Annotated in this window: 19 protein-coding genes and 4 tRNA genes; 7 read left to right on the top strand and 16 right to left on the bottom strand. The window is 42.4% G+C overall.

Annotation, left to right across the window (positions count from 1 at the left end):
- Window positions 1-28: 28 nt before the first annotated feature.
- Window positions 29-1,366, top strand: a complete 1,338-nt coding sequence (locus H1R16_RS10610) for a PDZ domain-containing protein (protein ID WP_181886577.1) — start codon at window positions 29-31, stop codon at window positions 1,364-1,366.
- Complete coding sequence (locus H1R16_RS10605) at window positions 1,363-1,902, top strand: hypothetical protein (protein ID WP_181886578.1); 540 nt, start codon at window positions 1,363-1,365, stop codon at window positions 1,900-1,902. Before H1R16_RS10610 ends, H1R16_RS10605 begins: the two co-directional genes overlap by 4 nt.
- Here H1R16_RS10605 and H1R16_RS10600 read toward each other — a convergent pair.
- On the bottom strand, window positions 1,886-2,860 hold the full coding sequence (locus H1R16_RS10600) for a L,D-transpeptidase (protein WP_181886579.1): 975 nt from the start codon (window positions 2,858-2,860) through the stop codon (window positions 1,886-1,888). The genes H1R16_RS10605 and H1R16_RS10600 overlap by 17 nt on opposite strands.
- A 148-nt stretch (window positions 2,861-3,008) precedes the next feature.
- On the opposite strand from H1R16_RS10600, the gene H1R16_RS10595 reads away from it, so the two are divergent.
- Window positions 3,009-4,037, top strand: coding sequence for an asparaginase (locus H1R16_RS10595; RefSeq protein ID WP_181886580.1), 1,029 nt, complete (start codon window positions 3,009-3,011; stop codon window positions 4,035-4,037).
- Window positions 4,038-4,254: 217 nt separating this feature from the next.
- Window positions 4,255-4,794 (top strand): hypothetical protein, encoded by a 540-nt coding sequence (locus tag H1R16_RS10590; RefSeq protein WP_181886581.1) that lies wholly within the window; start codon window positions 4,255-4,257, stop codon window positions 4,792-4,794.
- A 134-nt stretch (window positions 4,795-4,928) separates the two neighbouring features.
- On the opposite strand, the gene H1R16_RS10585 is transcribed toward H1R16_RS10590, so the two are convergent.
- The 9 genes from H1R16_RS10585 to H1R16_RS10545 all read right to left on the bottom strand — a co-directional run bounded on the left by H1R16_RS10585 (window position 4,929) and on the right by H1R16_RS10545 (window position 15,181).
- Window positions 4,929-5,015: transfer RNA gene (locus H1R16_RS10585), tRNA-Ser, on the bottom strand.
- 42 nt (window positions 5,016-5,057) lie between these two features.
- The gene (locus tag H1R16_RS10580; protein ID WP_181886582.1) at window positions 5,058-6,098 is read right to left on the bottom strand and encodes an NAD(P)/FAD-dependent oxidoreductase; all 1,041 of its coding nucleotides are present in this window, start codon (window positions 6,096-6,098) and stop codon (window positions 5,058-5,060) included.
- A gap of 53 nt (window positions 6,099-6,151) precedes the next feature.
- Entirely contained in the window at window positions 6,152-7,087 is a 936-nt protein-coding gene (gene porN / locus H1R16_RS10575; RefSeq protein WP_181886583.1) for a type IX secretion system ring subunit PorN/GldN, read from the bottom strand.
- Window positions 7,088-7,116: 29 nt separating this feature from the next.
- Window positions 7,117-8,706 (bottom strand): type IX secretion system motor protein PorM/GldM, encoded by a 1,590-nt coding sequence (porM, locus tag H1R16_RS10570; protein WP_181886584.1) that lies wholly within the window; start codon window positions 8,704-8,706, stop codon window positions 7,117-7,119.
- Between the two features lie 43 nt (window positions 8,707-8,749).
- Entirely contained in the window at window positions 8,750-9,454 is a 705-nt protein-coding gene (porL, locus tag H1R16_RS10565; RefSeq protein WP_181886585.1) for a type IX secretion system motor protein PorL/GldL, read from the bottom strand.
- A gap of 36 nt (window positions 9,455-9,490) precedes the next feature.
- Window positions 9,491-10,915, bottom strand: a complete 1,425-nt coding sequence (gene porK, locus H1R16_RS10560) for a T9SS ring complex lipoprotein PorK/GldK (protein WP_181886586.1) — start codon at window positions 10,913-10,915, stop codon at window positions 9,491-9,493.
- A 105-nt stretch (window positions 10,916-11,020) separates the two neighbouring features.
- Entirely contained in the window at window positions 11,021-12,871 is a 1,851-nt protein-coding gene (gene glmS / locus H1R16_RS10555) for a glutamine--fructose-6-phosphate transaminase (isomerizing) (protein ID WP_181886587.1), read from the bottom strand.
- Window positions 12,872-12,890: 19 nt separating this feature from the next.
- On the bottom strand, window positions 12,891-14,399 hold the full coding sequence (locus H1R16_RS10550) for a DUF4270 family protein (protein WP_181886588.1): 1,509 nt from the start codon (window positions 14,397-14,399) through the stop codon (window positions 12,891-12,893).
- Between the two features lie 11 nt (window positions 14,400-14,410).
- A complete protein-coding gene (locus H1R16_RS10545) occupies window positions 14,411-15,181 on the bottom strand; it encodes a glycogen/starch synthase (protein ID WP_181886589.1) in 771 nt (256 codons plus the stop codon).
- 195 nt (window positions 15,182-15,376) lie between these two features.
- Here H1R16_RS10545 and panC point away from each other — a divergent pair, with 195 nt between their 5' ends.
- Window positions 15,377-16,225 carry a pantoate--beta-alanine ligase gene (panC, locus tag H1R16_RS10540; RefSeq protein ID WP_181886590.1) on the top strand — a complete coding sequence of 283 codons (849 nt, stop codon included), beginning with the start codon at window positions 15,377-15,379 and terminating at the stop codon, window positions 16,223-16,225.
- A gap of 98 nt (window positions 16,226-16,323) precedes the next feature.
- Here panC and H1R16_RS10535 read toward each other — a convergent pair.
- From H1R16_RS10535 to H1R16_RS10525, 3 genes are all read right to left on the bottom strand, one after another.
- Window positions 16,324-16,396, bottom strand: a tRNA-Lys gene (locus tag H1R16_RS10535).
- A 37-nt stretch (window positions 16,397-16,433) separates the two neighbouring features.
- Window positions 16,434-16,516 (bottom strand) — tRNA-Leu (locus H1R16_RS10530).
- 35 nt (window positions 16,517-16,551) lie between these two features.
- Window positions 16,552-16,624: transfer RNA gene (locus H1R16_RS10525), tRNA-Lys, on the bottom strand.
- A gap of 101 nt (window positions 16,625-16,725) precedes the next feature.
- On the opposite strand from H1R16_RS10525, the gene H1R16_RS10520 reads away from it, so the two are divergent.
- Window positions 16,726-17,238 carry a shikimate kinase gene (locus tag H1R16_RS10520; RefSeq protein ID WP_181886591.1) on the top strand — a complete coding sequence of 171 codons (513 nt, stop codon included), beginning with the start codon at window positions 16,726-16,728 and terminating at the stop codon, window positions 17,236-17,238.
- Here the strand turns inward: H1R16_RS10520 and H1R16_RS10515 are convergent.
- Entirely contained in the window at window positions 17,235-17,669 is a 435-nt protein-coding gene (locus H1R16_RS10515) for an RNA-binding S4 domain-containing protein (protein ID WP_181886592.1), read from the bottom strand. The two genes, H1R16_RS10520 and H1R16_RS10515, sit on opposite strands and share 4 nt — an antisense overlap.
- A gap of 55 nt (window positions 17,670-17,724) precedes the next feature.
- Between H1R16_RS10515 and H1R16_RS10510 the strand changes: the two genes are divergently transcribed.
- Window positions 17,725-18,456, top strand: a complete 732-nt coding sequence (locus tag H1R16_RS10510) for a hypothetical protein (RefSeq protein WP_181886593.1) — start codon at window positions 17,725-17,727, stop codon at window positions 18,454-18,456.
- Between the two features lie 56 nt (window positions 18,457-18,512).
- Here the strand turns inward: H1R16_RS10510 and H1R16_RS10505 are convergent, their stop codons facing one another.
- Window positions 18,513-20,027: an FMN-binding glutamate synthase family protein gene (locus H1R16_RS10505; RefSeq protein ID WP_181886594.1), complete on the bottom strand. Its 1,515-nt coding sequence runs from the start codon at window positions 20,025-20,027 to the stop codon at window positions 18,513-18,515.
- A gap of 118 nt (window positions 20,028-20,145) precedes the next feature.
- Window positions 20,146-21,495 carry a tRNA (N(6)-L-threonylcarbamoyladenosine(37)-C(2))-methylthiotransferase MtaB gene (gene mtaB, locus H1R16_RS10500; RefSeq protein ID WP_396652414.1) on the bottom strand — a complete coding sequence of 450 codons (1,350 nt, stop codon included), beginning with the start codon at window positions 21,493-21,495 and terminating at the stop codon, window positions 20,146-20,148.
- Window positions 21,496-21,508: the final 13 nt, after the last annotated feature.

The following is a 21,508-nucleotide window of genomic DNA, read 5'->3' as shown; positions in this document are numbered from 1 at the left end:
GATTCAAAAGATTTTGTAACTTCATAAAGTGAAAACTGTCCTGCTGCTCGTTTTACTTATTACTTCCCACGCCAGCGCGCAGGATGGTTTTAGCTTAGCAGATGAAACAAGGCATGAAACGTTTGCCTTTCAGTTAATTAATAACCTTATCTTCATCCCGATCACAGTAAACGGAGTAGAGTTGACATTTCTGGTAGACACAGGGGTTGCGGAGACCCTGCTTTTCAGTCTGGAAGATAAAGAGCTTAAGCTGGCGGATTCTGAGAGAGTAAAATTTTCAGGATGGGGCGGAAACCTGGAAATCGAGGGATTAAAATCTGTGAATAACAGGGTGCAGATTGGTAAATCCTTACTGGATCCGGGTCATACGATCTTTGTTATACTTAATGAAGAATTCAACTTTTCCTCACATGTGGGAATTCCGGTAAACGGAATAATTGGATATCATTTCTTTCGGAATCATCAGATAAAAATAGACTATTCAACAAAAAAAATTACAGTATTTGGTAGCGGCAAAGGTAAAAAAGCCCGGGGAAAATCCTTTACAGAAATCCCCATAAGTCTGGAACTGAACAAGCCTTACGTAATTGCTGGAGTTGAGTTGTTATCCACCAGGTCCGAATCTAAACTGCTGGTGGATTTGGGTAACAGTGATCCCCTCTGGCTGTTTGCAGCTACCATTGATGGTTTTCAATACCCCGCGCCCAATATTGATGATTTTCTGGGTCGCGGTTTTAACGGCGATATATTTGGTAAAAGAAGCCGGATACACCGGCTGTATCTTAATAAATTTACATTCGAAAAGCCGCTCGCTGCACTGCCAGATGCAGAATCAGCTCAACACCTTACTTTGGTTCCGGACCGAAAAGGCAGTCTGGGCGGGGAAATTTTGAGACGATTCACGATAATATTGGATTATCCGGGCAGCAGGATGTATCTTAAGAGGAACCGTAGTTTCAATGATGCTTTTCATCTGAATATGAGCGGGCTGGAAATAAAACATGACGGCATGTCATGGGGCCGGGAATTTGTGAAAGTAGAAAACCCATCTCCGCGACATTCAGCAGCTGCCACAGGATATGCTGCGACCACCAATGAATTTCGGTATAAGTTCACCTTAAAGCCTGATTACTCAGTTTCAGGAATCCGCGTTTACTCGCCGGCTTACCGTGCAGGTTTACTAAAAGGGGACAAACTGCTGAAAATTAACAATAGAAGTGCTGGGGAAATGAATCTGGAACAAATAATGCAATTAATGAGATCCGAACCGGGAAAAAAAATCACAGTCGAAATCCTTCGACAAGAACAGAAACTTAAAATGTCATTCTACCTGGAAGATCCCGTACCTTATACCGAACAAGAATGAATACTGAAGAAACTACTCTGGACAGAATGAGATCCAGACCCCGATTTAAGATGTATACTTCACTGACACCTGAGGAGTACTCACACAATTTAAAATCCTATCTGAAAAAACATAATAAGTATTTTGTGGGTAATATTAATCCGCAAACTGCGGTTATTACTGTCATCACGGAGTACGACAATTACTGGAAACCCAATCTGGCGCTGCGGACGGAACTTGAGGAGGGTAAAACTGCGGTTCGCGGCATCTTCGGTCCCAGCGCAGCGGTGTGGACATTCTTTATGTTCCTTTATTTTCTGTTTGGCATTCTCTGGATGGTTTTTATTACCCTATGGTTTGTGGGAGAGCAAATAAAGATTGACGATTATAAATGGGCACTTCCGGTATCATTTGTGACGCTGGGATTAATACTGCTTACCTATGCCGCCTCCTTATGGGGGCAGAAAAAGGCAAAGCATGAAATGAAAATGTTAAGAAAGTTTGCCATCAGTTCCACACTCCTGCATGAAGCTGATAGACTTATGCCTGAGGAATAGATTCTTTGGTCATCCGATTGGAAAGTGATGTATTGCGTATAGCCTTAGCCTGCTGCTGCGCCTTAATAATTTCGGAAAGATGAGGAACGAACACCTTATTCATGTCGCCTGCCGACAAATCATTGGCTGCCGGATCTGACTGCAGCTTAATCCAGGGACGGCTTTTAAAGTCTGATTCGCCAAAAACAATAACCGGTGTACCCTTTGCCGCTACGGTCTGGCCCTGATCCTTCAGAACCCACGTATCCGCCCAGGAGTACATCCATTTCGCATCTTCTTCCAGCAGTCTAAGACATGAGTGTGAGGCGTGGTACCCCGGCAGATCATATTGGTGCCAGCCTATACCCGCAGTATTATGAATATTAAAATTCCAGCGTAAAATCCATTCTGAATTTGAAGTTGAAATCGCTTCCTCCTTTTTCCAGTTGGCAAACATAAGTCCCGTTTTTGTTGGTGTGGCTTTTTTTCCCATACTGCTGGGACCCCATTTTATAAGAGTCCCATTCTCATAAAGCGCATAAGCGTGTATCGCATAAGAAAAGAAAACCATTTTGTCCACGTGCTGAAGAGAATCAAGAGATTTTGGAAATGGTGAATACTGCAGGAAATCTACAGCAAGTTTGTCCGGTACGATAAGAGAATCTGCCCTCCAGCTGTTTTTTTTGTCCAGACGGTTTAGTGCTAATATCGTATACTGTTCCTTATCGGTGAATTTCTCCCTGAAAGCCGCCATGGCAGAATCCTTCTTGTTTTTTGGAAAAATAAAAAAACTATATTTCACTTTCTCTGCTTCATGGCGAAGCGAATCTTCTGTTTGCTGTTTTTTCTGCTCTTCCAGTACCTGATCCATACCGGCTCTACTTTCGGCAGTAGGTTCATTCTTCGTACAGTGTATTAGATTTATCATTAAGAAACCCGCTAATGCGGTATATCCATGCTTCCGCAACATTCCCTTCATATCTATAATCTTTGCGGACTGCTGGTCAAGAATGGTACCAAAAGAAGGAATAATCCACTTTTACCCTGAACCTAAAGTAAAAATGCTGATGTTATGAACAGCTAGCTCAATAATTTTCAATTATGCTGATTTACCGTAAATTTACAGTATGAAACGCAGAGTACTCCTTATATATACCGGTGGCACCATCGGAATGGAAAAAAATTACGAAACCGGTGCATTGGTTCCCTTTAACTTCTCCAATATATTCAGCAAAATTCCAGAAATGAGCCTCATCGAATGCGAGGTATCAGTTAAGGCTTTTGAAACACCGATTGACTCCTCCGATGTTGGACCCGAAGAATGGAAAGAAGTTGCGCATTATATTGAGGAAAATTATGAGTTTTATGACGGATTCCTAATTCTGCATGGAACCGATACAATGTCCTATACCGCTTCGGCATTAAGTTTTATGCTCAAAGGACTGCGGAAACCGGTTATCCTTACGGGCTCGCAACTTCCGATTGGTGACCTGCGAACTGATGCAAAGGAAAATCTGTTAACAGGCCTTTACTATGCCAGCCTGTATGAGAACGAAGAAGCAGTAATCCAGGAAGTTGCCATTTACTTTGAATACAAACTGTTGCGCGGTAACAGGACGCTTAAATATTCAGCTGAGTATTTTGATGCCTACCAGAGTCCTAACTACCCTACGTTAGGTCAGTCGGGAGTACATCTAAAAGTTGAGAAAGATTTTTTATACCGCAGCCCGGCAGACATACCGTTTACTGCGGACATGCATATATCGCGACAGGTTTTGTTTTGGAGAATATTCCCCGGGATGACCCTGGACTACTTCACTGAAATACCAAAAATGAAAGTTTTAATATTGCAGGTGTTTGGGAGCGGAACTATTTTCAGCAGTGCCAAAACGGAACGTACACTACGTAAAATCCGCGATAACGGGACTGAAATTGTGGTGGTAACCCAATGCATTTCCGGAGGAATCAGTTTTGGCAAATACGAAAACAGTAATATCTTTAAAAGAATCGGTGCCATCAGCGGACATGATATGACAGCAGAAAGCGCAATTACGAAAGCCATGCATCTGCTGGATAATCCAAACTACTCCGGGACCTTTGCTGAAAACTTCGCCCTTAATCTTAGAGGAGAATTCAGCAATATGATTAACAGATAAGTCCCGAAATATATAGCATTGACAACCTGATGTTTGGATAATATTTCCAGGCAATATTAAAATTAAAATACAGGCGGTATTTTCTGCAAATCCCCCATTAAAAGGTCCTCAACAGCAATTTCCGTAGTGTTAAACAATGTTAATGACATTATTTGTGGCATCGTAATTGAATTTTAGGAAGCACAAAACAAATATTAACATTTAAAATTTTACTATTATGGAAAATCAACCTTTCAGACCAGAATTCAGAAACGATTATGTATCCAGAGTATTCAGAACAAGAGAAGAAGCCGACAGAGCATATGAGGATCTTCATGGAAGAGGATACAGCAAAGATGATGTAAATGTGCTGATGTCTGATAAAACGCGTGATACATACTTTACCAACTCTGACCATGATACGGCACTTGGCGACAAAGTTGCGGACAACGCAGGAACAGGCTCACTGATTGGTGGCGGAATTGGTGCGGTAGTTGGCGCAGTTGCTGCAATCGGTTCTAATGTCCTCCTTCCCGGTCTGGGACTGGTAGTAGCAGGTCCGTTGGCTGCAGGTCTTGCAGGCGCAGGTGCTGGTGCAGCAACCGGTGGTCTTGTAGGAGCTCTAACAGGCGCTGGTGTTCCTGAGGATGAAGCCGCACGTTATGAATCTGATATTAAGGATGGCGGTATCTATATGGGTTATAAGCCTAGAAATGAAGAGGATGCGCGCACCACTTACGACCGTTGGTATAACGACGACACGGAAGCCAGACTGTAATACCGATATTTATATTTTCAAAAATCTGCTGCCGGCACCTTTGGTGCCGGCAGTTTTAGTATTCTCTACGCAAAGCAGAGATGACCTATAAATGAACAGCCTGCTGGAATAAACCGGCAGGCTGTTTGAAATTGCAGAGAGGAAGGGATTCGAACCCTCGATACAGTTACCCGTATACTAGCTTTCCAGGCTAGCTCCTTCAACCACTCGGACACCTCTCTTAATGGTGGGCAAAAATAGGATTATTTTGGTTATAAACAAAATTATCTCACGGTAAATCTTTTTAAATCCACTTCAGCAGGTAATGGACTCCCGGATTCTGTATGCTGGAAGAGGACTTTGGCAAAATAACTTCCGTTAAGGATACCGCGGGCTCCCAATCCATTGAAGACGTACATATTTTTATATGTTTCATGCGCGCCTAGAATCGGACGTCTGTCGCCCACTGTTGGCCGGAAACCGTAATTGATTTCTGTCGTTAAGTATTCATGAGGATACATTTGCTTCAACCCTGATTCCAACTCCTCAACCGCTGATGGGTTAATACCCTCATCCAGCTGGTGCCTGTCATAGGTTCCACCATAATAATAGTTCCCGTCACGAAGAGAAAAAAGGAAGTGTTTCTTCTTTAAGGTTGCCGAAATATTAAGTTCAGAACTGAGTTTCACCTTTAAATGATGTCCTTTATTAGCCTGAACCGGTAGTTGACAGAAGAATGGATTTTTAAGGACACCCATTCCTTCGCAAAAAATAATCTTACTGTACTCTAAGTTCATGTAAACTGATGAACCTGCATCCAGTAATTTATAATCAAATATTTCATGCTTAAGGTTACCGTTCTCATTCAGGAATTCGGACAGCGAACTGAAGAATGACTGTACGTCCAACCTACCCGACTGCAGTACAGTCCCAATACCATACTCATTATTTACGACGTCCAGTTTTGTGAATTCCAGTGATAAAAACGGACTGAGCGCATCGGTCGCCTGTTTTTTCTCCCACAGCTTCTTTTCATTGTCATCATGGAATATCCGGCACACAGGTTCGTCAATATGAAACTGCTTGCCTGTATAACTCTCCATTTCTGTGATCGTCATCTTTAAACAGTTAATCTGTTCCTGAGCGAGCCAAAATGTAGTAAACTTCTTAAGTACAACAGGATTTACTACACCCGCCGAAACATGTGAAGCTCCCTGAGCACCTCCAGCAAATAATTTGAAACTCTTTCCGGCTGTAAGCAACTGGTGAGCAAAGAAAATTCCTGCATAGCCACCTCCTACAATAATATAATCAACTTTCTGCATAAAAAAAACCTGAGTAAAGATACTCAGGTTTATATAGATTTGAAAGTTCTATTTTAATAATGCCACATTTCGTTCTCCATGGCAAGGATCTGACCTTTAATACGGTTACTTTCTTCAATTTGCTCTTCAGCATTTCTCGGAATATAATCCTTAATGGTACCTTCACCCAGACCACTTGATGACTTGTAAATAACTGCCGAAAATCTTCTTGCATTCATCAGGTCATCAAAACTCAGGTCTGCAGCGGTATTTTTCTTATTGTACACCATATTGTTGGCCAGCACTTTTCTTGCATCAGGATAGTAAATCCAGAACAGGTCTATATAAGCATCATCACCACCAATTGGCTGTCCGTCTGGACCTAATTGTCCGGCAGTCGCAGGATCGGGACCCATGGCTGCAATTCCCAATGGTCTGTACTTCATTTGGCTGTCTCTTTTGTCAATGAACCACATGCCCATCACCTTCAGAAGCTGTACTTTATCAGATGTAGTACGGATCCTGTCGGTATATCTCTCGATTTCTTCCTGAGTAGGAGTTCTGCCTGAGTTATAGATGTCAATAAGCGCGTCATCTACCCTGGTAGATTCCAGTCTTTTCAGGATTCCTTCCGGAGAAAGTTTAGTCAGAAAATCTTCTTCTTCGTAAACTTCTGAAATCTGACCGGACAAAGCTGCATCTAGCAACACCTGATACATAGACTTAGTCTGGTTGCTGAATCCAATTTCTGTATTATAGTAAAATGGCTGATTGACTTTGTCGTTTAGGTCTATAATTTCCCACACATATACACTTTTCAAAATATCCTTTTCATCTACATAACCGTAGGATAGCGGGGTTATTTCAGCGGAAACAATACTGTCTCCTACTATGCGCATATTATCGTCCCGGAGTTTTCTGAACTCCTCCGGCGATTTAGCATTAAGAATAGTCTGGGCAAATGCAAACCCTGAAACTACTACTAATAAACTGCTAATATATTTTTTCATGTTAATGAATTTAATACAATTTAAAAATTTTACTGAACATTGATTACTACAGGTGTGATATTCTTCAACCTTTGGTTACCCAATCCGCTGGCCGTAGCTTCGATATCGAATATCCAGGCCGCATCTCCGGAGCGCAGTGACTTAACCATACCGTCTACAGACTGAAGACTGTTTCCTGTAATATACGTTGCGGCACGTCCGGCAATCTTGAACTTAAATCCTGTTACAGTAAATGTAACCGGGAAATCAAAGTCTGGAATTGTAGCTGTAACCAACTGCTTGCTGATTGAAGTTGCAGGCATACTTACTACATTCTTGTCTCTGATCTGTCCCTGAGCATTTGGAACGCCTTTCACACGGAAGTCAAAACTCTTGGACTGTGTACCTCTTGGACCCGTGCCTGATACAGTAAGTTTGATTGTAGTTCCCGAAGTAGGGGTTACGATCCACTTTCCTGCTCCTGCACTTTTCACATTAGCACCAGGTGCAGAAAGTGAAAGTCTGGAATTGTCCACACCCAGGATAGCTCCTGAAATCGGATTCTCAAGTCCGCGGTAAAGTACATTCATCTTATCCGCAGAAACTGTAGCCCCTGTTTCAAACTGAACTTCTTTCTGACCTGCGATTACATTATAGGTGTGGGTATAAGGTATTGATACCGGTTCACCGTTCGCCATCTGTACTGTAATTGTTCCGCCAATTTTTCTTTCACCAAGACCACCGGTGTTAAGACCAACGATTCCTTTTCCGTTTTCAGTTCTGCTAACTCCGGAAATACGGATTTTATCACTGTTGGAATAAGATGCCAAATAAACCGTAGCTTCTGCTTTAGTACCCTGAACAACATCAGTAGGCGCTTTAACAATTGCATCGTACTGATTAAACTTAATACTTGCATCTACCTTCTCCTGAAGCATCAGTGCTAAAGCGTCCGACTGAACGTTACGTGCGTCATTCTGAATAATTTCCAGGTTGGAGATAGCAGCGATAAGCGGCTGGTTATAAAACTTAGACTGCAACCAGTTTTTATCATCAAGCTTATTTTCTTTTGGATACTCCGTTCTTAACGATTTGTCAGCACGGTCTACTAATGATTTCATATTAGCGTTATTCCCGAATGTCTGAGTAATATAATTACGGACATCAGTCATCTTCTGCTTCAGAATTTCAGCGTTCTTGGACGGTACGGTTTCGTCACCGTCATTAAAGAAATACTGAGTTGTAGCTGTATTATTATTTAAAGCAGTAAAGTTCTCACTGATATCAACCGGCTGGTTCGTTTCAGGATTGATTTCGAAAAACTCGGAGTCCTTCTTTACTTTATCTTTCACCTGGTCTACATGAGCTACCAGATCATCAATCTTACCTTTCAGCACCTTGTACTGTTCCCAGGGCTGTGCATAAGTATCCGGAACGGTAGCAGCTTTGGCCGCCAGAGTAACTTCGAATATTTCAGTATTCTTATTTTCTGTAAGCATTCGCGTATCCTTCAGCGACTGTGTGGACTCATAATAAGATCTGATGATTTCCGCATCAATATTTAACGCCATCATCGCGATGAACACTAAATACATCAGGTTAATCATTTTCTGACGTGGAGTCTGTTTTCCTTGTGCCATTTTCTCTTTCTTTTTTTATATATAAGTTAAAATGTACCGGAAATTAGGACTTCATCGCAGTAAGCATACCTCCGTAAACTCTATTAAGGTTGTTCAGATTAGAAGTTAGACCGTGTAGTTCTTCGTTAAACTTAGCAGAATGCTCAGCTGATTTTTCAAGGTCAGCTACATATCTTCTGTTGAATTCAGACTGCTTCTGTCCCTGCTCTAACTGCATAGCGTAAAGCTGGTTCATACTTTCCATATGCGAAGCTGCTCTGTTAAGCTGCTCGTTATACTTGTGCGTAGATGCAGAAACGTCAACCGTTTGGTTAATCTGGTCTACAGAGTTTGAAAATTTATCGATACCTGTTCTCAGCCTTTCAAAAAGTCCAACATCCAGTCTCGCATCTTCCAGCATCTTATCCAGTTTGCTGCTCAGAGAGTTCTCCATATCCAGCATCATCTGCTGCTTGCTTCCTGAAGAAACATTAGCGTGCAGTGGGTTTGGCTTCGCATGCTTATCCAATAACTCCGGATATACATTTTCCCAGGCATAGCTTTCCTCAGACTTAGGAGGGTCGAAGGCGAAAATTACGAAGATGATAGCTTCTGTTACAAGACCGATGGTCAATGCAACGTTTCCTGTAATAGGTCCGAAGCTAAGGTGTGTAATCTTAAGCCACGCTCCTAAAATTACGATAGCAGCACCAAATGAATAGACAAAGTTATATATACCGTCCTTTGTTCCGAAAACTCTTCCGATCATTATTTTACTTTTTTAATATTAGAAATCAATTAGTTATTAGTTTGTTCTTCTTTTTGGCTTTACAGCAGATTCCGGAATATCCTGAACAGTTCTGAAACCGATATAGCTTCTTGCTGAATCTTTTCTTTCCCAATCTCTGGCTCCAACCATAAGCATTGCGCCTATATCTTTCCAGGATCCACCACGTACTGACTTTCTTGTATCTGCAGTACCTTTGGTTGTTGGGTTAAGTGTATTTGAGAATCCGTAAGATGAATTGTTAAAGTCTGATACTGTCCATTCGGAAACGTTTCCAGACATATCAAACAGACCGTAACCGTTCTTTCTGAATTTCTTTACCGGTGCTGTGTAAGTGTATGTTCCTAATTTCTCATCTTCAATATAGCTACCTCTTTTTGGCTTGAAGTTTGCCAAATAACAGGCTCTGTCGTCCATCAGATAAGGTCCGCCCCATGGGAATGGCGCATTTTCCAGTCCACCTCTTGCAGCATATTCCCATTCCTGCTCAGTTGGCAAACGGAATTTCATTGGTCTCTGCTTTTTTCTCTTCAGGCTTTCATTATAATCAGTCTTCAGTTTGGAACGGAAATCGCAGTATGCTCTTGCCTGATCCCAGGTAACGCCTACGATTGGGTAATCTTTATAGGAGTTGTGCCAGAAATACTGTTCAAATAATGGTTCGTTATAAGAGTAGTGAAAATCTCTAACCCATACCGTTGTATCAGGGTAAATTGCAAGACTTTCTCTCTTAAGGAAATTTGCTCCTCTTGCATTCTCGGCAATTGCGGTATTGTGATCTTCCCATACATAAGAATATCTTAATTTGGAAGCATCAATCACTCTCTGGTTACCAACTCTTTGAGAAGCAGGCAAATACATTGATTCCAACACTTCTGCGTATTCTACATCAGGATATTTTGCTGTGCTCCAGTGCAAAGGAATACTCCAGTCCAGCTTTTTATTGGCATCGTAGCCGGATTCATCCCTGCCACCCTGAGATTCCTGCCATTCCTGGTAAGGCGTCATTTCTTCATCTTCCTGGTAAGCCTGATATGCATAATCGCCGATGCTTTCCCCTCTTCCGCTTCCATCACCGCCTTCACCCGCAGCTTCCGCCAAAAGGGATCTCGCTATGGAATCACGTACATAATTAATGAATACGCGGTATTCCGCATTGGTTGTCTCGGCTTCATCCATAAAGAATGAAGAAACTGTAACTGTTCTTAATTGTGCTTTTTCAGGTTGATTGGTCATATCCTGATCTGCAAGACCTACAACAAATGAACCTGAAGGAATGGATACCATTCCGTATGGTCTTTGTGCAACAAAACTTCTTGATCTTTCCTTTGGTATCAATTCTCCTTTTGTTCCTGGTTTACCCGCAGAGCTTCCTCCGCCTGAACAAGATACCGTTGCAGATACTGCTGACGCTGATAATAATAAAAGAAATATCCTTTTCATGTTAATTTTTATAATTAAGCCGTAAATATATAATTTTTTTAAGAAACTTTTAAGATTTTTTTTGAAAAACGAAAAAAATCTTAGAATATTTTGTTTGCCCTGTTTTTATTCAACTGTTACTGATTTCGCCAGGTTTCTGGGCTGATCCACATTAGCTCCCCTGTAAACTGCGATATAATATGCCAGCAACTGTAACGGGATTGCTGCTATGATTGGAGAGAAACATTCAGATGTTTCAGGAATTTCGATCACGTAATCGGCCATCGCACTTACCTGCTGGTCTCCTTTATTAACAACAGCAATTACTTTTCCTTTACGTGCCTTAATTTCCTGCACATTACTCACAAGTTTGTCATAATGACCCTTCTTGGGAGCGATGATTACGATTGGCATATTCTCGTCAATAAGAGCAATTGGTCCGTGCTTCATTTCTGCTGCCGGATAACCTTCTGCATGAATATAGGAGATCTCCTTCAGTTTAAGAGCACCTTCCAATGCGGATGGGAAATTATATCCACGACCAAGATAAAGGAAGTTTTGAGTTTCTACAAAATCTTTTGCAATTTCTTTAGTGATATCGTGAGTGCTTTGAAGGGCTTCCTCAATTTTCTTAGGCAGCAGGTCCAGTTCCGTAATAAGGCTCATGAACTCGGAGTTGCTCAGTGCACCGTTGTGTTTGCCCAGTTTCAGAGCAATTAGGGATAACACTGTAAGCTGTGCTGTAAATGCCTTGGTAGATGCTACCCCGATCTCTGGTCCCGCGTGTGTATAGGAACCGGCATCTGTTATACGGGCGATAGAAGAATCCACTACGTTACAGATTCCATAGATAAAAGCTCCTTTCTCTTTCGCAAGTTTAAGTGCTGCCATTGTATCAGCAGTTTCGCCGGACTGCGAGATGGCTATCACGACATCCTTCTCAGTGATGATAGGATTTCGGTATCTGAACTCAGAAGCGTATTCAACTTCCACATTCACTCTGGCAAACTCTTCAATAAGATACTCACCTATAAGACCTGCATGCCACGAGGTACCACATGCTATAATGATGATCCTGCCCGCGTTGTTGAACCTTTCAAGATGATCAAAAATACCGGCCATTTTTATAATGCCTTCTTCCACCAAAAGCCTGCCCCGCATTGTATCGTGTACAGACTTCGGCTGCTCAAAAATTTCCTTCAGCATAAAATGCTCATAACCGCCCTTTTCAATCTGTTCAAGACTTAACTTCAACTCCTGGATTGCAGGTACAACTTTAACATTATCAGTTATTGATCTGATATCTACACCATTCTCCAAAGATATGATGGCCATATGACCCTCCTCCAGATAAATGGCGTCTTTAGTAAACTCCACAAAAGGTGATGCATCAGAGGCAATAAAGTATTCCTTGTCGCCAAGACCGATGGCAAGTGGAGAACCGAGACGGCCTACAACAAGCACTCCGGGGAAATCATCGTGCATAACTGTAATAGCGTAGGCTCCATATACCTCATTCAGGGCATAACGCACTGCAGTAGGGAAATCTATAGCGGCATCCACATCCATAAAATACTGGATAAGGTTTACAAGCACTTCAGTATCGGTTTCCGAATGAAAAACAAAGCCTTTTTCGGTAAGCATGGTCTTAATGGTATCATAGTTTTCTATGATTCCGTTATGAACAAGTGCAATTTTTCCGTTATTGGACAAATGGGGATGACTGTTCCGGTCACTGGGCACACCATGTGTAGCCCAACGGGTATGCCCCATGCCGATCGTTGCTGTACCTTTCAGGTTTTCAGAGACAGCCACCAGATCATCTACCTTACCTTTGGTCTTGGCCAATTTAAAAGATGAATCTCCGTCCAGTACGATTCCAGCGCTGTCGTATCCTCTGTATTCGAGTCTACGCAAACCGTTGATCACTACAGAATAAGCATCCTGAAATCCTGTATATCCTACAATTCCACACATAGTTATTAGTTTTTTTTTATTATTTGGTTCCGTAAATTACTTTGAGCTGGATTCTGTTGGCACGGCTTGCATCTGTACCTACCAATACTACTCTGTTCGGTACAAAAGACCTGGTATCGGCTTTGTAACCCATCAGTTGGTTAGCTTCATTGGATTTAAATGCTCCTGCATTAACAACAAAATCTTTATTTGCAGCTTCAGCTTCTACGATATCCTTCAGTGATTTGGTTACAGTGAATTCGTAATAAGCGGGATTCTTTTTCAGGTCAAATGCATTTACCAGACTGAAATTTGGTGCTGCAGTAAGTGCACTGACTTCCGGCAGGAAGCCTGTAGCGTCTTTTTGCAGGAACACAAATGCTGTAGGTTTCTCGTAATTATTGTTCCAAACGGTTTCGTCTGTGTACACACGGATTTTGGCGCCCATAATTCCAATTTTGTCCTGGCTGAATTTTTCTTTTAGAGCAGCAATTTCAGCATCAGGAATTCTGAACCCAAAACCGGGACCGCCCATACCCTGAACAAACAGTCTGGCGTCTCCTGAAACAGGATTTGTGGTTGCAAGAGCAGCACTTATCGGCGCATCGGTTCTGTTGTAGGTATACTGACCGAAACGTACATTTGGATCTCCCAATGTAAATTTCTTCATCAACTGCGGACGCGTAGTTGTTCCGTTTTCAACTTTGTCATATTTATAATAAAGTATGATTTCAGCATTAGTAGGTGTAAACCTGAAGATGTAGCCATCATTTTCATCAACTGAAATTCTTACGCCGCGAAAATGTCTGATAAAACTTGCCGCATCTTTCAGTTCTGCCGAACCTTCCATATCCACAATTTTCTGCTGGAAAAAGGAAGCACTCATAGGAATCCTGAGGCTTATATCATTTGTCCACAGGTTAGTATTGTCGGAATCTTTGGTAATTACAGACGAGCTGACATTACCTTTAAACACCCTTGAGCCAAGTTCGGTTCCGTAGGCAACCGTACGGTCAGAAAAACTGATCTGGCCGGCACCGCCTAGGAAATCAGTAACTTCATGAACACGAAGCGTTAAATCTCGGTTATGTTTCCCATATTTCACTACAGGGTAGGACGTGACCACTTTCTTTGCCGGTATGTTCTGTTCTGAATAAAGGAAATTATCATCCGTAGTCACAGTAGCTGAATCCGGGACATAAAGTGGTTTGATAACAAGTACCGCAGAATCTACCACAGCATTATCGCCAAAAACCGGATCATACTCCATTGGTCTTACCTGCGAGACATATGCGGCCTTCTGCATACCAAATGCCGATTCCGAAAAAGCACCGAGCGGAGCCAGGCTAAGCTCTGAAGCATCCGTGCGGATGGTGTCGTTGTTATTTAGGTTATAGGCAATAATATCAAAGCTCTCCTCATTAAGCTGAGCTCCGGAAAAGAGTTGCTCGCCCAGGTTATCAGCTTCGGGTTCACAGCTATATAAAAAAACACTTCCGAATGCAATTACAGAAGCGATTTTTGTAATGTTCTTAATAGTACTTATCATCAAATTCAGGTTTAATATATATTTTCAATAGACTGCGAATCCAGATATTCAGATTTTTGTGTTTTTGTATCAGTAAAGGCCTGGTTTAGGTCGGCGTCCAGAAACTCATCTCCTTTTATAACCACGTCCACATACTTGAGGCTTTCCACTACCACATCTCTGAAAGCAGGCGATTCAGCTTTATCAAAGTCTGTAATACTGTCGAATTTCAGTTTTTCAGCAAAATCCTTTTCAAGAGGTAAATTCTCCTCATTATAAAGGGACATTACCATTTTGGTATCTTTAAAATAGTTGTCGTTCCTGTAGTAGGTTTTCAGATAGATTGGAATCATGGAAGACATCCATCCGTTCAGGTGGATCACATCCGGAACCCAGTTAAGCTTTTTGATGGTCTCAATTACTCCCCGTGCAAAGAAGATCGCTCTTTCACCGTTATCTTCGTAATTCTGTCCTTCATCATCTTTATAGAATGTCTTTCTTTTAAAGTATTCTTCATTGTCAATGAAATACACCTGCAGTCTTTCGCCTGGCAGAGAGGCTACTTTAATGATGAGTGGCTGGTCCAAATCATTTATAATGATGTTCATACCGGACAGCCGGATAACTTCATGAAGCTGAAACTTTCTTTCGCTGATGATTCCAAATCTGGGCATAAATACCCGTACATCGTTTCCGGCACCATGCATCTTAAGCGCCATTTTGCTGGCCATAGCCGCTATACTGCTATCTTCCTGATATGGAGACATTTCGGTAGTAATGTACAAAATTTTCTGATTGGGCATAATTTCTTTTCGTATGAGCTTTGAGTAATTTCAAAACACGTTATTCTGCAAATTTACAAATTTCTGAGTTAAAACATTTTTATTAACACATATTAATACAGTTCTGGCCTTATATTTAAGGCAGATTCAAATTAGCAGGGCAGACTTCCGAAATTTTCCAATTATTTTATAAATTTACCTCCACACTAAAATACTATGGAGATATTCAGGAATAAAGCAGCACTTGTAGCTTTTGTAGAGCGTAACAGAGAGATGGGAAAAGTGATAGGATTTGCGCCTACAATGGGGGCGCTGCATGAAGGACATATTGCGCTTTATGAATCAGCTTCAGCAGAAAATGACCTGATAATATCCTCTATATTTGTAAATCCCACCCAGTTTAATAACCCTGAGGATCTTACTAAGTACCCACGCACTATTGAAGCAGATCTTGAAAAACTTCAGGACTCAGGAGTCGTTCATGCAGTTTACCTGCCGGAAGCAGTGGATATCTACCCTGAGGGAATTAAAAGTAAACATTATTCTTTTGACGGTTTGGAAGACCAGATGGAAGGAGCCTCCCGTCCCGGACATTTCGACGGCGTGGGCACTGTAGTGGAAGAACTGTTGCGGCAGGTGCAGCCGGACAATGCTTATTTTGGCGAGAAGGATTATCAGCAGCTGGCAATAGTGAAAAACCTGGTTAAGCAGAAAAATTTGCCGGTTACTGTAAAGGGAATACCAACCCAGAGACTGGAAAATGGACTTGCCAGGAGTTCCCGCAACTCCAGACTGACACCGGAACAGCGTGAGGCAGCTACAGTTCTGTACGAAACCCTGCTGAAAGTGAATGACTGGTTCCGCGTGGTCAGCGTTCCGGAAATTAACAACCGCGTCACTGAAATCTTCAACAGCACGCCGGGAATGGTTATGGAATATTTTATAATTGCCGATGAAGAGACGCTGAAGGAAACGGATTTCTTTTATAAAGACCGGTCCTACCGGGCATTCCTGGTGGTATTTGTAGGAAACGTACGTCTTATAGATAACCTGCATCTGGATTAGAAACATCCTGAAATATCAAAAGCCTCCCGTAAGGAAGGCTTTTGAACACCAAATCACAAAATATTAATATGAAAAAAATTTACTTTGCAGCAAATCTGTGACCTGGCTGGGGCTCGAACCCAGGACCCATACATTAAAAGTGTATTGCTCTACCAGCTGAGCTACCAGGTCGGTCTGTGATTGAAACGGTTTACCGTCATTTCTTGTGTGCCTGCGACTGGACTCGAACCAGCACATCCATAGGAAACCACCCCCTCAAGATGGCGTGTCTACCAATTTCACCACACAGGCAAAAAATCCGTCATTGCTGCAGGAATTCTTGTTTGTGACTTGGCTGGGGTTCGAACCCAGGACCCATACATTAAAAGTGTATTGCTCTACCAGCTGAGCTACCAAGTCGGTCATTTTCATCCCAGATATCCTGTTCTAAAAAGTGGTGCAAAGATATGATTTTTTTTAAACTCTCAAAATAAATTTACAACTTTGTACAAATTAAAACTATGATCATCAGTCTGCTTGGATACATGGGTTGCGGTAAAACTCACGTATCCAAATTATTAAGTGAAAAACTGGATTTTGAGTATGTGGATCTCGATGGCGAGATTTCTAAAAAAAACAGGATGCCCGTCAGTGATATCTTTGAAAAAAAAGGTGAAATCTACTTCCGCAAACAGGAAAGAGAAGTACTGGAGGAATTGCTTGCGGCTAAAAACAATGCCATTTTGAGCCTGGGGGGTGGTACACCATGCTACTACAACAATATGGAAGCTCTGAATCACCGGTCACTCACTTTTTTCCTGATGACGCCCGTACCGGTTCTTACAGACAGACTGCGCAGGCACAAGATAAAAAGACCGCTTATTGCGAAAGTTCCCGATGAGGAACTTCAGGAGTTTATAGCTAAACATTTGTTCGAACGCAATCCCTGTTACAGCCAGGCACGGTATACTATAAACTGTGCGGGCAAGTCTCCGGACCAGATTGCTGAAGAAATTACCTCGCTGGTTTTCTAGTCCTCTTCTTCCTCCTCCAGACCGCTGAAGAAATCACCCCATTCTGTATCTTCAGTCACATCATTATCATCATCGGTAAACTCATCTATACTCCGGCGGTCTTTCTTTGTAGGCCTACCCTCTCCCTTCAAACGGTAGTAATTCTGCTCGTCACGGCGCAGTTTCAGCAGTTCATATTCCTGTTTGTCTGTCTGATCAACGATATGCAGGGGAACAAGCTTGGCACCTAAACGGCTTTTGGGTACCTGCAGAATCTTGATTTTATAGTTGATCTGGTTTTTACGGATCTTGATTACATCTCCCTCCTTCACCTCTTTAGAAGATTTTACAGTGTTTTCTCCAATGAAAACCCTGTTCTTCTTTATTTCGTCTGCCGCAATGCTGCGGGTCTTATAAAACCGCACACTCCACAAAAACTTATCAATTCTCATAATTTTTTATACTTTTGTGTCAAATAATTTTCAGCAATTTAACCAATAATTTAAAATGAAAAAAATTCTGCTATATAGCACTGTCGCCCTTTTTGCCCTTACTTCGTGCAGGAAGGAAGAAGACGATCCAACGGATACTTACACAGAACCGGAAACAGTGCAGGTTCAGAACTCTTATGACGATCAGGCCATTCAGAAATTTTTGACCGCACACTATCTTGATGCGCTGGGCAGTATCCGGGCCTTTAGTGAAACTGATCCTGCGGACGACAATTATACCAAACTGAGTGAGATGAGTCCTGTAACTCTTCCTTCCGGTGTCATCTACATCGTGCGTCAGGGCGCACAACCGGATCCGGGAACGGCAATCGGTTCTACAGATATCATAAGACTGATGTCACGCGCTAACTCATATGTAGCTGCGAATACAGACGGCAATGTAGCGTTCATCGCACCGTTTGCCTTCAAAAGCTCGATAGACGGCGCAGGTGTTCCTGAAGTAGATCCTTCCTATTACTATGTAAAACAATCCGTGCTGGATGCAGCTACGGCTGATGTGGCCAAACAGAGAAGTTTTTATGAGATTGAAGGATTCCGTGAAGCGCTGCAGAATTTCAGAGCTTTCGACCTTAGTGATGACAGCGGTTATAACCTACAGGGCGTGATCATTGTTCCGTCCCGCGCGGCATTTGCGAGAGATCCTCACTACAGCCATGCAGGTTATTCTATGCGAAACAGAAGCGTAATATTCAATTTTCAGGTGTATAAAACAACGCCCCGCCCATAAGCATCGGGTTAATAAAGATAAAAAGAAGGAGGTTCAAATTGAACCTCCTTCTTCTTTTAGTTACGTCTGTTTTTCACATTTCCCAGGATATCCGGGAAGTAAACATCGGACAGATGTTCAAACTCATCTCCACGCATAAACATGCTGGCATCCACTTCCTCGTAAGTCTCGCGCCCTGCAGCTGCAATAAGCTCATTACAGGTTCTTAAGGTGTTCTTATGGAAGTGATAGACACGTTCAGATTTATCTGTAACATCAAGACCCTTAATCAGCATTTTATCCTGCGTGGCCACACCGGTAGGACATGCATTGGTATTACATCTTAAGGCTTGAATGCAACCAAGTGCAAACATAAATCCACGGGCATTGTTACAGATATCGGCACCCATAGCCACCGCACGCAGAATATCGAGGCTGGTGAGCACTTTACCACTGGCAATAACTCTCAGTTTGTCTCTAAGGTTGTAATTGGTAAGTGTTGAATTTACGAAAATCAATGCAGGTTCCAAAGGCATCCCTACACCATCCGAAAACTCTGGCGGTGCAGCACCGGTTCCACCTTCGGCTCCGTCAACGGTAATAAAATCGGGATATATTTTCAAAACGTTCATTTGTACACAGATATCTTCAAACTCCTTCGTATCACCGATACAGAGTTTGAAACCCACAGGTTTTCCTCCCGAGAGTTCCCGCAGCTGATGTACAAATCTTAACAATCCTGCAGCATCTGAAAATGAAGAATGCCCTGGTGGCGAAATAATAGTCATACCAGGCATGACGTGTCTGATTTTTGCAATCTCAGGTGTATTTTTAACTCCAGGCAAGACACCACCATGTCCTGGTTTGGCGCCCTGTGAAAGTTTAATTTCAATCATCTTCACATTTTCGATACTGGCCTTCTGAGCGAAGAGTTCCGGTGAGAATTTGCCGTGCTCGTCGCGACATCCAAAATATCCGGTACCGATTTGCCAGCAAAGATCGCCACCTTCCAGGTGATAAGTTGATATTCCACCCTCGCCGGTATTGTGGTAAAAATTACCCTTTTTTGCTCCTTTATTCAGTGATAGCTGCGCACGGTCACTAAGGGAGCCAAAACTCATTGCAGAGATATTGAAAAGTGAAGCACTGTAAGGTTTTGCACATTGTTCATTGCCCACCAGGACACGCGGAAGTTCCTCTTTAGGCGACTTTGCGTAGATGGAATGTTTAATACCTTCATATTTCCTGTGGTTAATGTCCAACTGTGTACCGAAGGCTACCGTATCGCCTAGATTCTTGGCCCTTCTGTAGGCAGCGGAACGCTCATTTCGGGGAAAAGGCTTGCCGTCGGTTTCCCTTTCGATAAAATACTGCTGCATTTCCGGTGAAATACCTTCGAAGAAATAACGGAAATATCCCAAAACCGGGAAGTTTCGTAAGATGGCATGCTTAGATTGGGTAATGTTATACAGTCCCAGTAAATAAAAACACAGCAGCAGGATGGGAATCCAGTAATGTGCACGGATCAGCAGCGACACGACCAGTGTTCCTACTACAAGTATTGCGCCCCAGACTAAAAACTTATCTCTCATGGTAAAAAATATAATGGTATTGGTTAGTAAACTGATTAATTATTAATTATTATTGATTTATGCATATAACAAAAGTCCGCTGGTATAGTCCAGCGGAATAAAAGTAAATAATTTAATTTTAAACGCTGACCAGAAAATTTTCGAATGTCGGAATGACTGTAACTGTTCCATCCTGTTCGGTTCTGAACAGTTTTACAGTCTCAATTTGGTTCACAGAACTTTCGTCAAACGGTTTTTTTACACGGATATAATTTTCGGTAAAGCCGAACATCATCCCAGCTTTTACATCATGCTCCCACAGCACAGGAAATGAATTCCCAAGCTGGTTTTCATAAAAGGCCATTTTCTTTTTCTCCGAAAGTATTCTGAGCATTTTATTCCTCCTTTTACGCTCTGCAACCGGCACTATGCCTTCCATGGCCGCAGCTTCGGTATTCTCTCTTTCGGAGTACGTAAAGACATGGAGATAACTCACAGGTAATCTGCTAATAAACTGATAGGTTTCCATAAAATGCGCTTCAGTTTCCCCGGGGAAACCAACAATCACATCAACACCTATCGCGGCATGAGGCATCAAAGTACGTATGCTGTTTATACGGTCTTCATAAAGACCGGTAAGGTAGCGGCGCTTCATCTTCTTCAGAACTTCATCACTGCCCGACTGCAGCGGGATATGAAAATGGGGAACAAAACTGCGGCTGGCAGCTACAAGTGCAATACTTTCGTCCTTCAGAAGGTTTGGCTCAATAGAAGAGATTCGTATCCTTTCGATTCCGTTTACGCGGTCCAGTTCGGAAATAAGATCCAGGAAGGTATGTTCATGTTTTTTGTTGCCGAACTCCCCTTTACCGTAATCGCCGATATTAACACCGGTAAGAACAATCTCTTTAATTCCTCTGCGCGAGATATCTTCAGCATGACGCACTACATTTTCAATGGTATCAGAACGGGATATTCCGCGGGCCAGCGGGATTGTACAGTAGGTACATTTATAATCGCAGCCATCCTGCACTTTAAGGAAAGCACGGGTACGGTCTCCAATAGAATAGCTTCCAGTAAAAAAATCTGCCTCTTCAATCTCACAGGAGTGTACAGTAGCATGCTGCCCGGATTTCTGCAGATCATCCAGATAACTCAGGATGTTGAACTTTTCCCGGGCACCCAATACAAGGTCTACACCTTCAATACATGAAATTTCTTCAGGTTTAAGCTGAGCATAACACCCCACCACGACCACAAGTCCTTCCGGATTGGCCTTCATGGCACGTTTTACATGAAGTTTACATTCGCGGTCAGCGTTTTCGGTAACGGAGCAGGTATTGATCACATACACCTGTGCCGCATCGTCAAAGTCCACCTTAGAATAGCCGGCCTCCGTAAGCTGCCTGGCAATGGTGGAAGTTTCAGCAAAATTGAGCTTGCAGCCCAAGGTATGATATGCTGCTGTTTTGGTATTCATGGACCTCATACTTTGTGGGTGC

It is taken from the genome of Marnyiella aurantia (assembly GCF_014041915.1).
Classification (GTDB): domain Bacteria; phylum Bacteroidota; class Bacteroidia; order Flavobacteriales; family Weeksellaceae; genus Marnyiella; species Marnyiella aurantia.
Note: the sequence above shows the minus strand (reverse complement) of the source record. Positions and strands in the feature narration are given on the sequence as shown.

Excerpts from the sequence above, each read along its gene's own strand:
- H1R16_RS10510 (WP_181886593.1), top strand. The coding sequence starts at position 17,725 with ATGAAAAAAATTCTGCTATATAGCACTGTCGCCCTTTTTGCCCTTACT.
- H1R16_RS10545 (WP_181886589.1), bottom strand. The coding sequence starts at position 15,181 with ATGCCCAATCAGAAAATTTTGTACATTACTACCGAAATGTCTCCATAT.
- porN (WP_181886583.1), bottom strand. The coding sequence starts at position 7,087 with ATGAAAAAATATATTAGCAGTTTATTAGTAGTAGTTTCAGGGTTTGCA.
- panC (WP_181886590.1), top strand. The coding sequence starts at position 15,377 with ATGGAGATATTCAGGAATAAAGCAGCACTTGTAGCTTTTGTAGAGCGT.
- H1R16_RS10515 (WP_181886592.1), bottom strand. The coding sequence starts at position 17,669 with ATGAGAATTGATAAGTTTTTGTGGAGTGTGCGGTTTTATAAGACCCGC.
- porL (WP_181886585.1), bottom strand. The coding sequence starts at position 9,454 with ATGATCGGAAGAGTTTTCGGAACAAAGGACGGTATATATAACTTTGTC.
- H1R16_RS10605 (WP_181886578.1), top strand. The coding sequence starts at position 1,363 with ATGAATACTGAAGAAACTACTCTGGACAGAATGAGATCCAGACCCCGA.
- H1R16_RS10595 (WP_181886580.1), top strand. The coding sequence starts at position 3,009 with ATGAAACGCAGAGTACTCCTTATATATACCGGTGGCACCATCGGAATG.
- H1R16_RS10505 (WP_181886594.1), bottom strand. The coding sequence starts at position 20,027 with ATGAGAGATAAGTTTTTAGTCTGGGGCGCAATACTTGTAGTAGGAACA.
- H1R16_RS10520 (WP_181886591.1), top strand. The coding sequence starts at position 16,726 with ATGATCATCAGTCTGCTTGGATACATGGGTTGCGGTAAAACTCACGTA.
- H1R16_RS10550 (WP_181886588.1), bottom strand. The coding sequence starts at position 14,399 with ATGATAAGTACTATTAAGAACATTACAAAAATCGCTTCTGTAATTGCA.
- mtaB (WP_396652414.1), bottom strand. The coding sequence starts at position 21,495 with ATGAGGTCCATGAATACCAAAACAGCAGCATATCATACCTTGGGCTGC.
- porM (WP_181886584.1), bottom strand. The coding sequence starts at position 8,706 with ATGGCACAAGGAAAACAGACTCCACGTCAGAAAATGATTAACCTGATG.
- porK (WP_181886586.1), bottom strand. The coding sequence starts at position 10,915 with ATGAAAAGGATATTTCTTTTATTATTATCAGCGTCAGCAGTATCTGCA.
- H1R16_RS10590 (WP_181886581.1), top strand. The coding sequence starts at position 4,255 with ATGGAAAATCAACCTTTCAGACCAGAATTCAGAAACGATTATGTATCC.
- H1R16_RS10600 (WP_181886579.1), bottom strand. The coding sequence starts at position 2,860 with ATGAAGGGAATGTTGCGGAAGCATGGATATACCGCATTAGCGGGTTTC.
- H1R16_RS10580 (WP_181886582.1), bottom strand. The coding sequence starts at position 6,098 with ATGCAGAAAGTTGATTATATTATTGTAGGAGGTGGCTATGCAGGAATT.
- glmS (WP_181886587.1), bottom strand. The coding sequence starts at position 12,871 with ATGTGTGGAATTGTAGGATATACAGGATTTCAGGATGCTTATTCTGTA.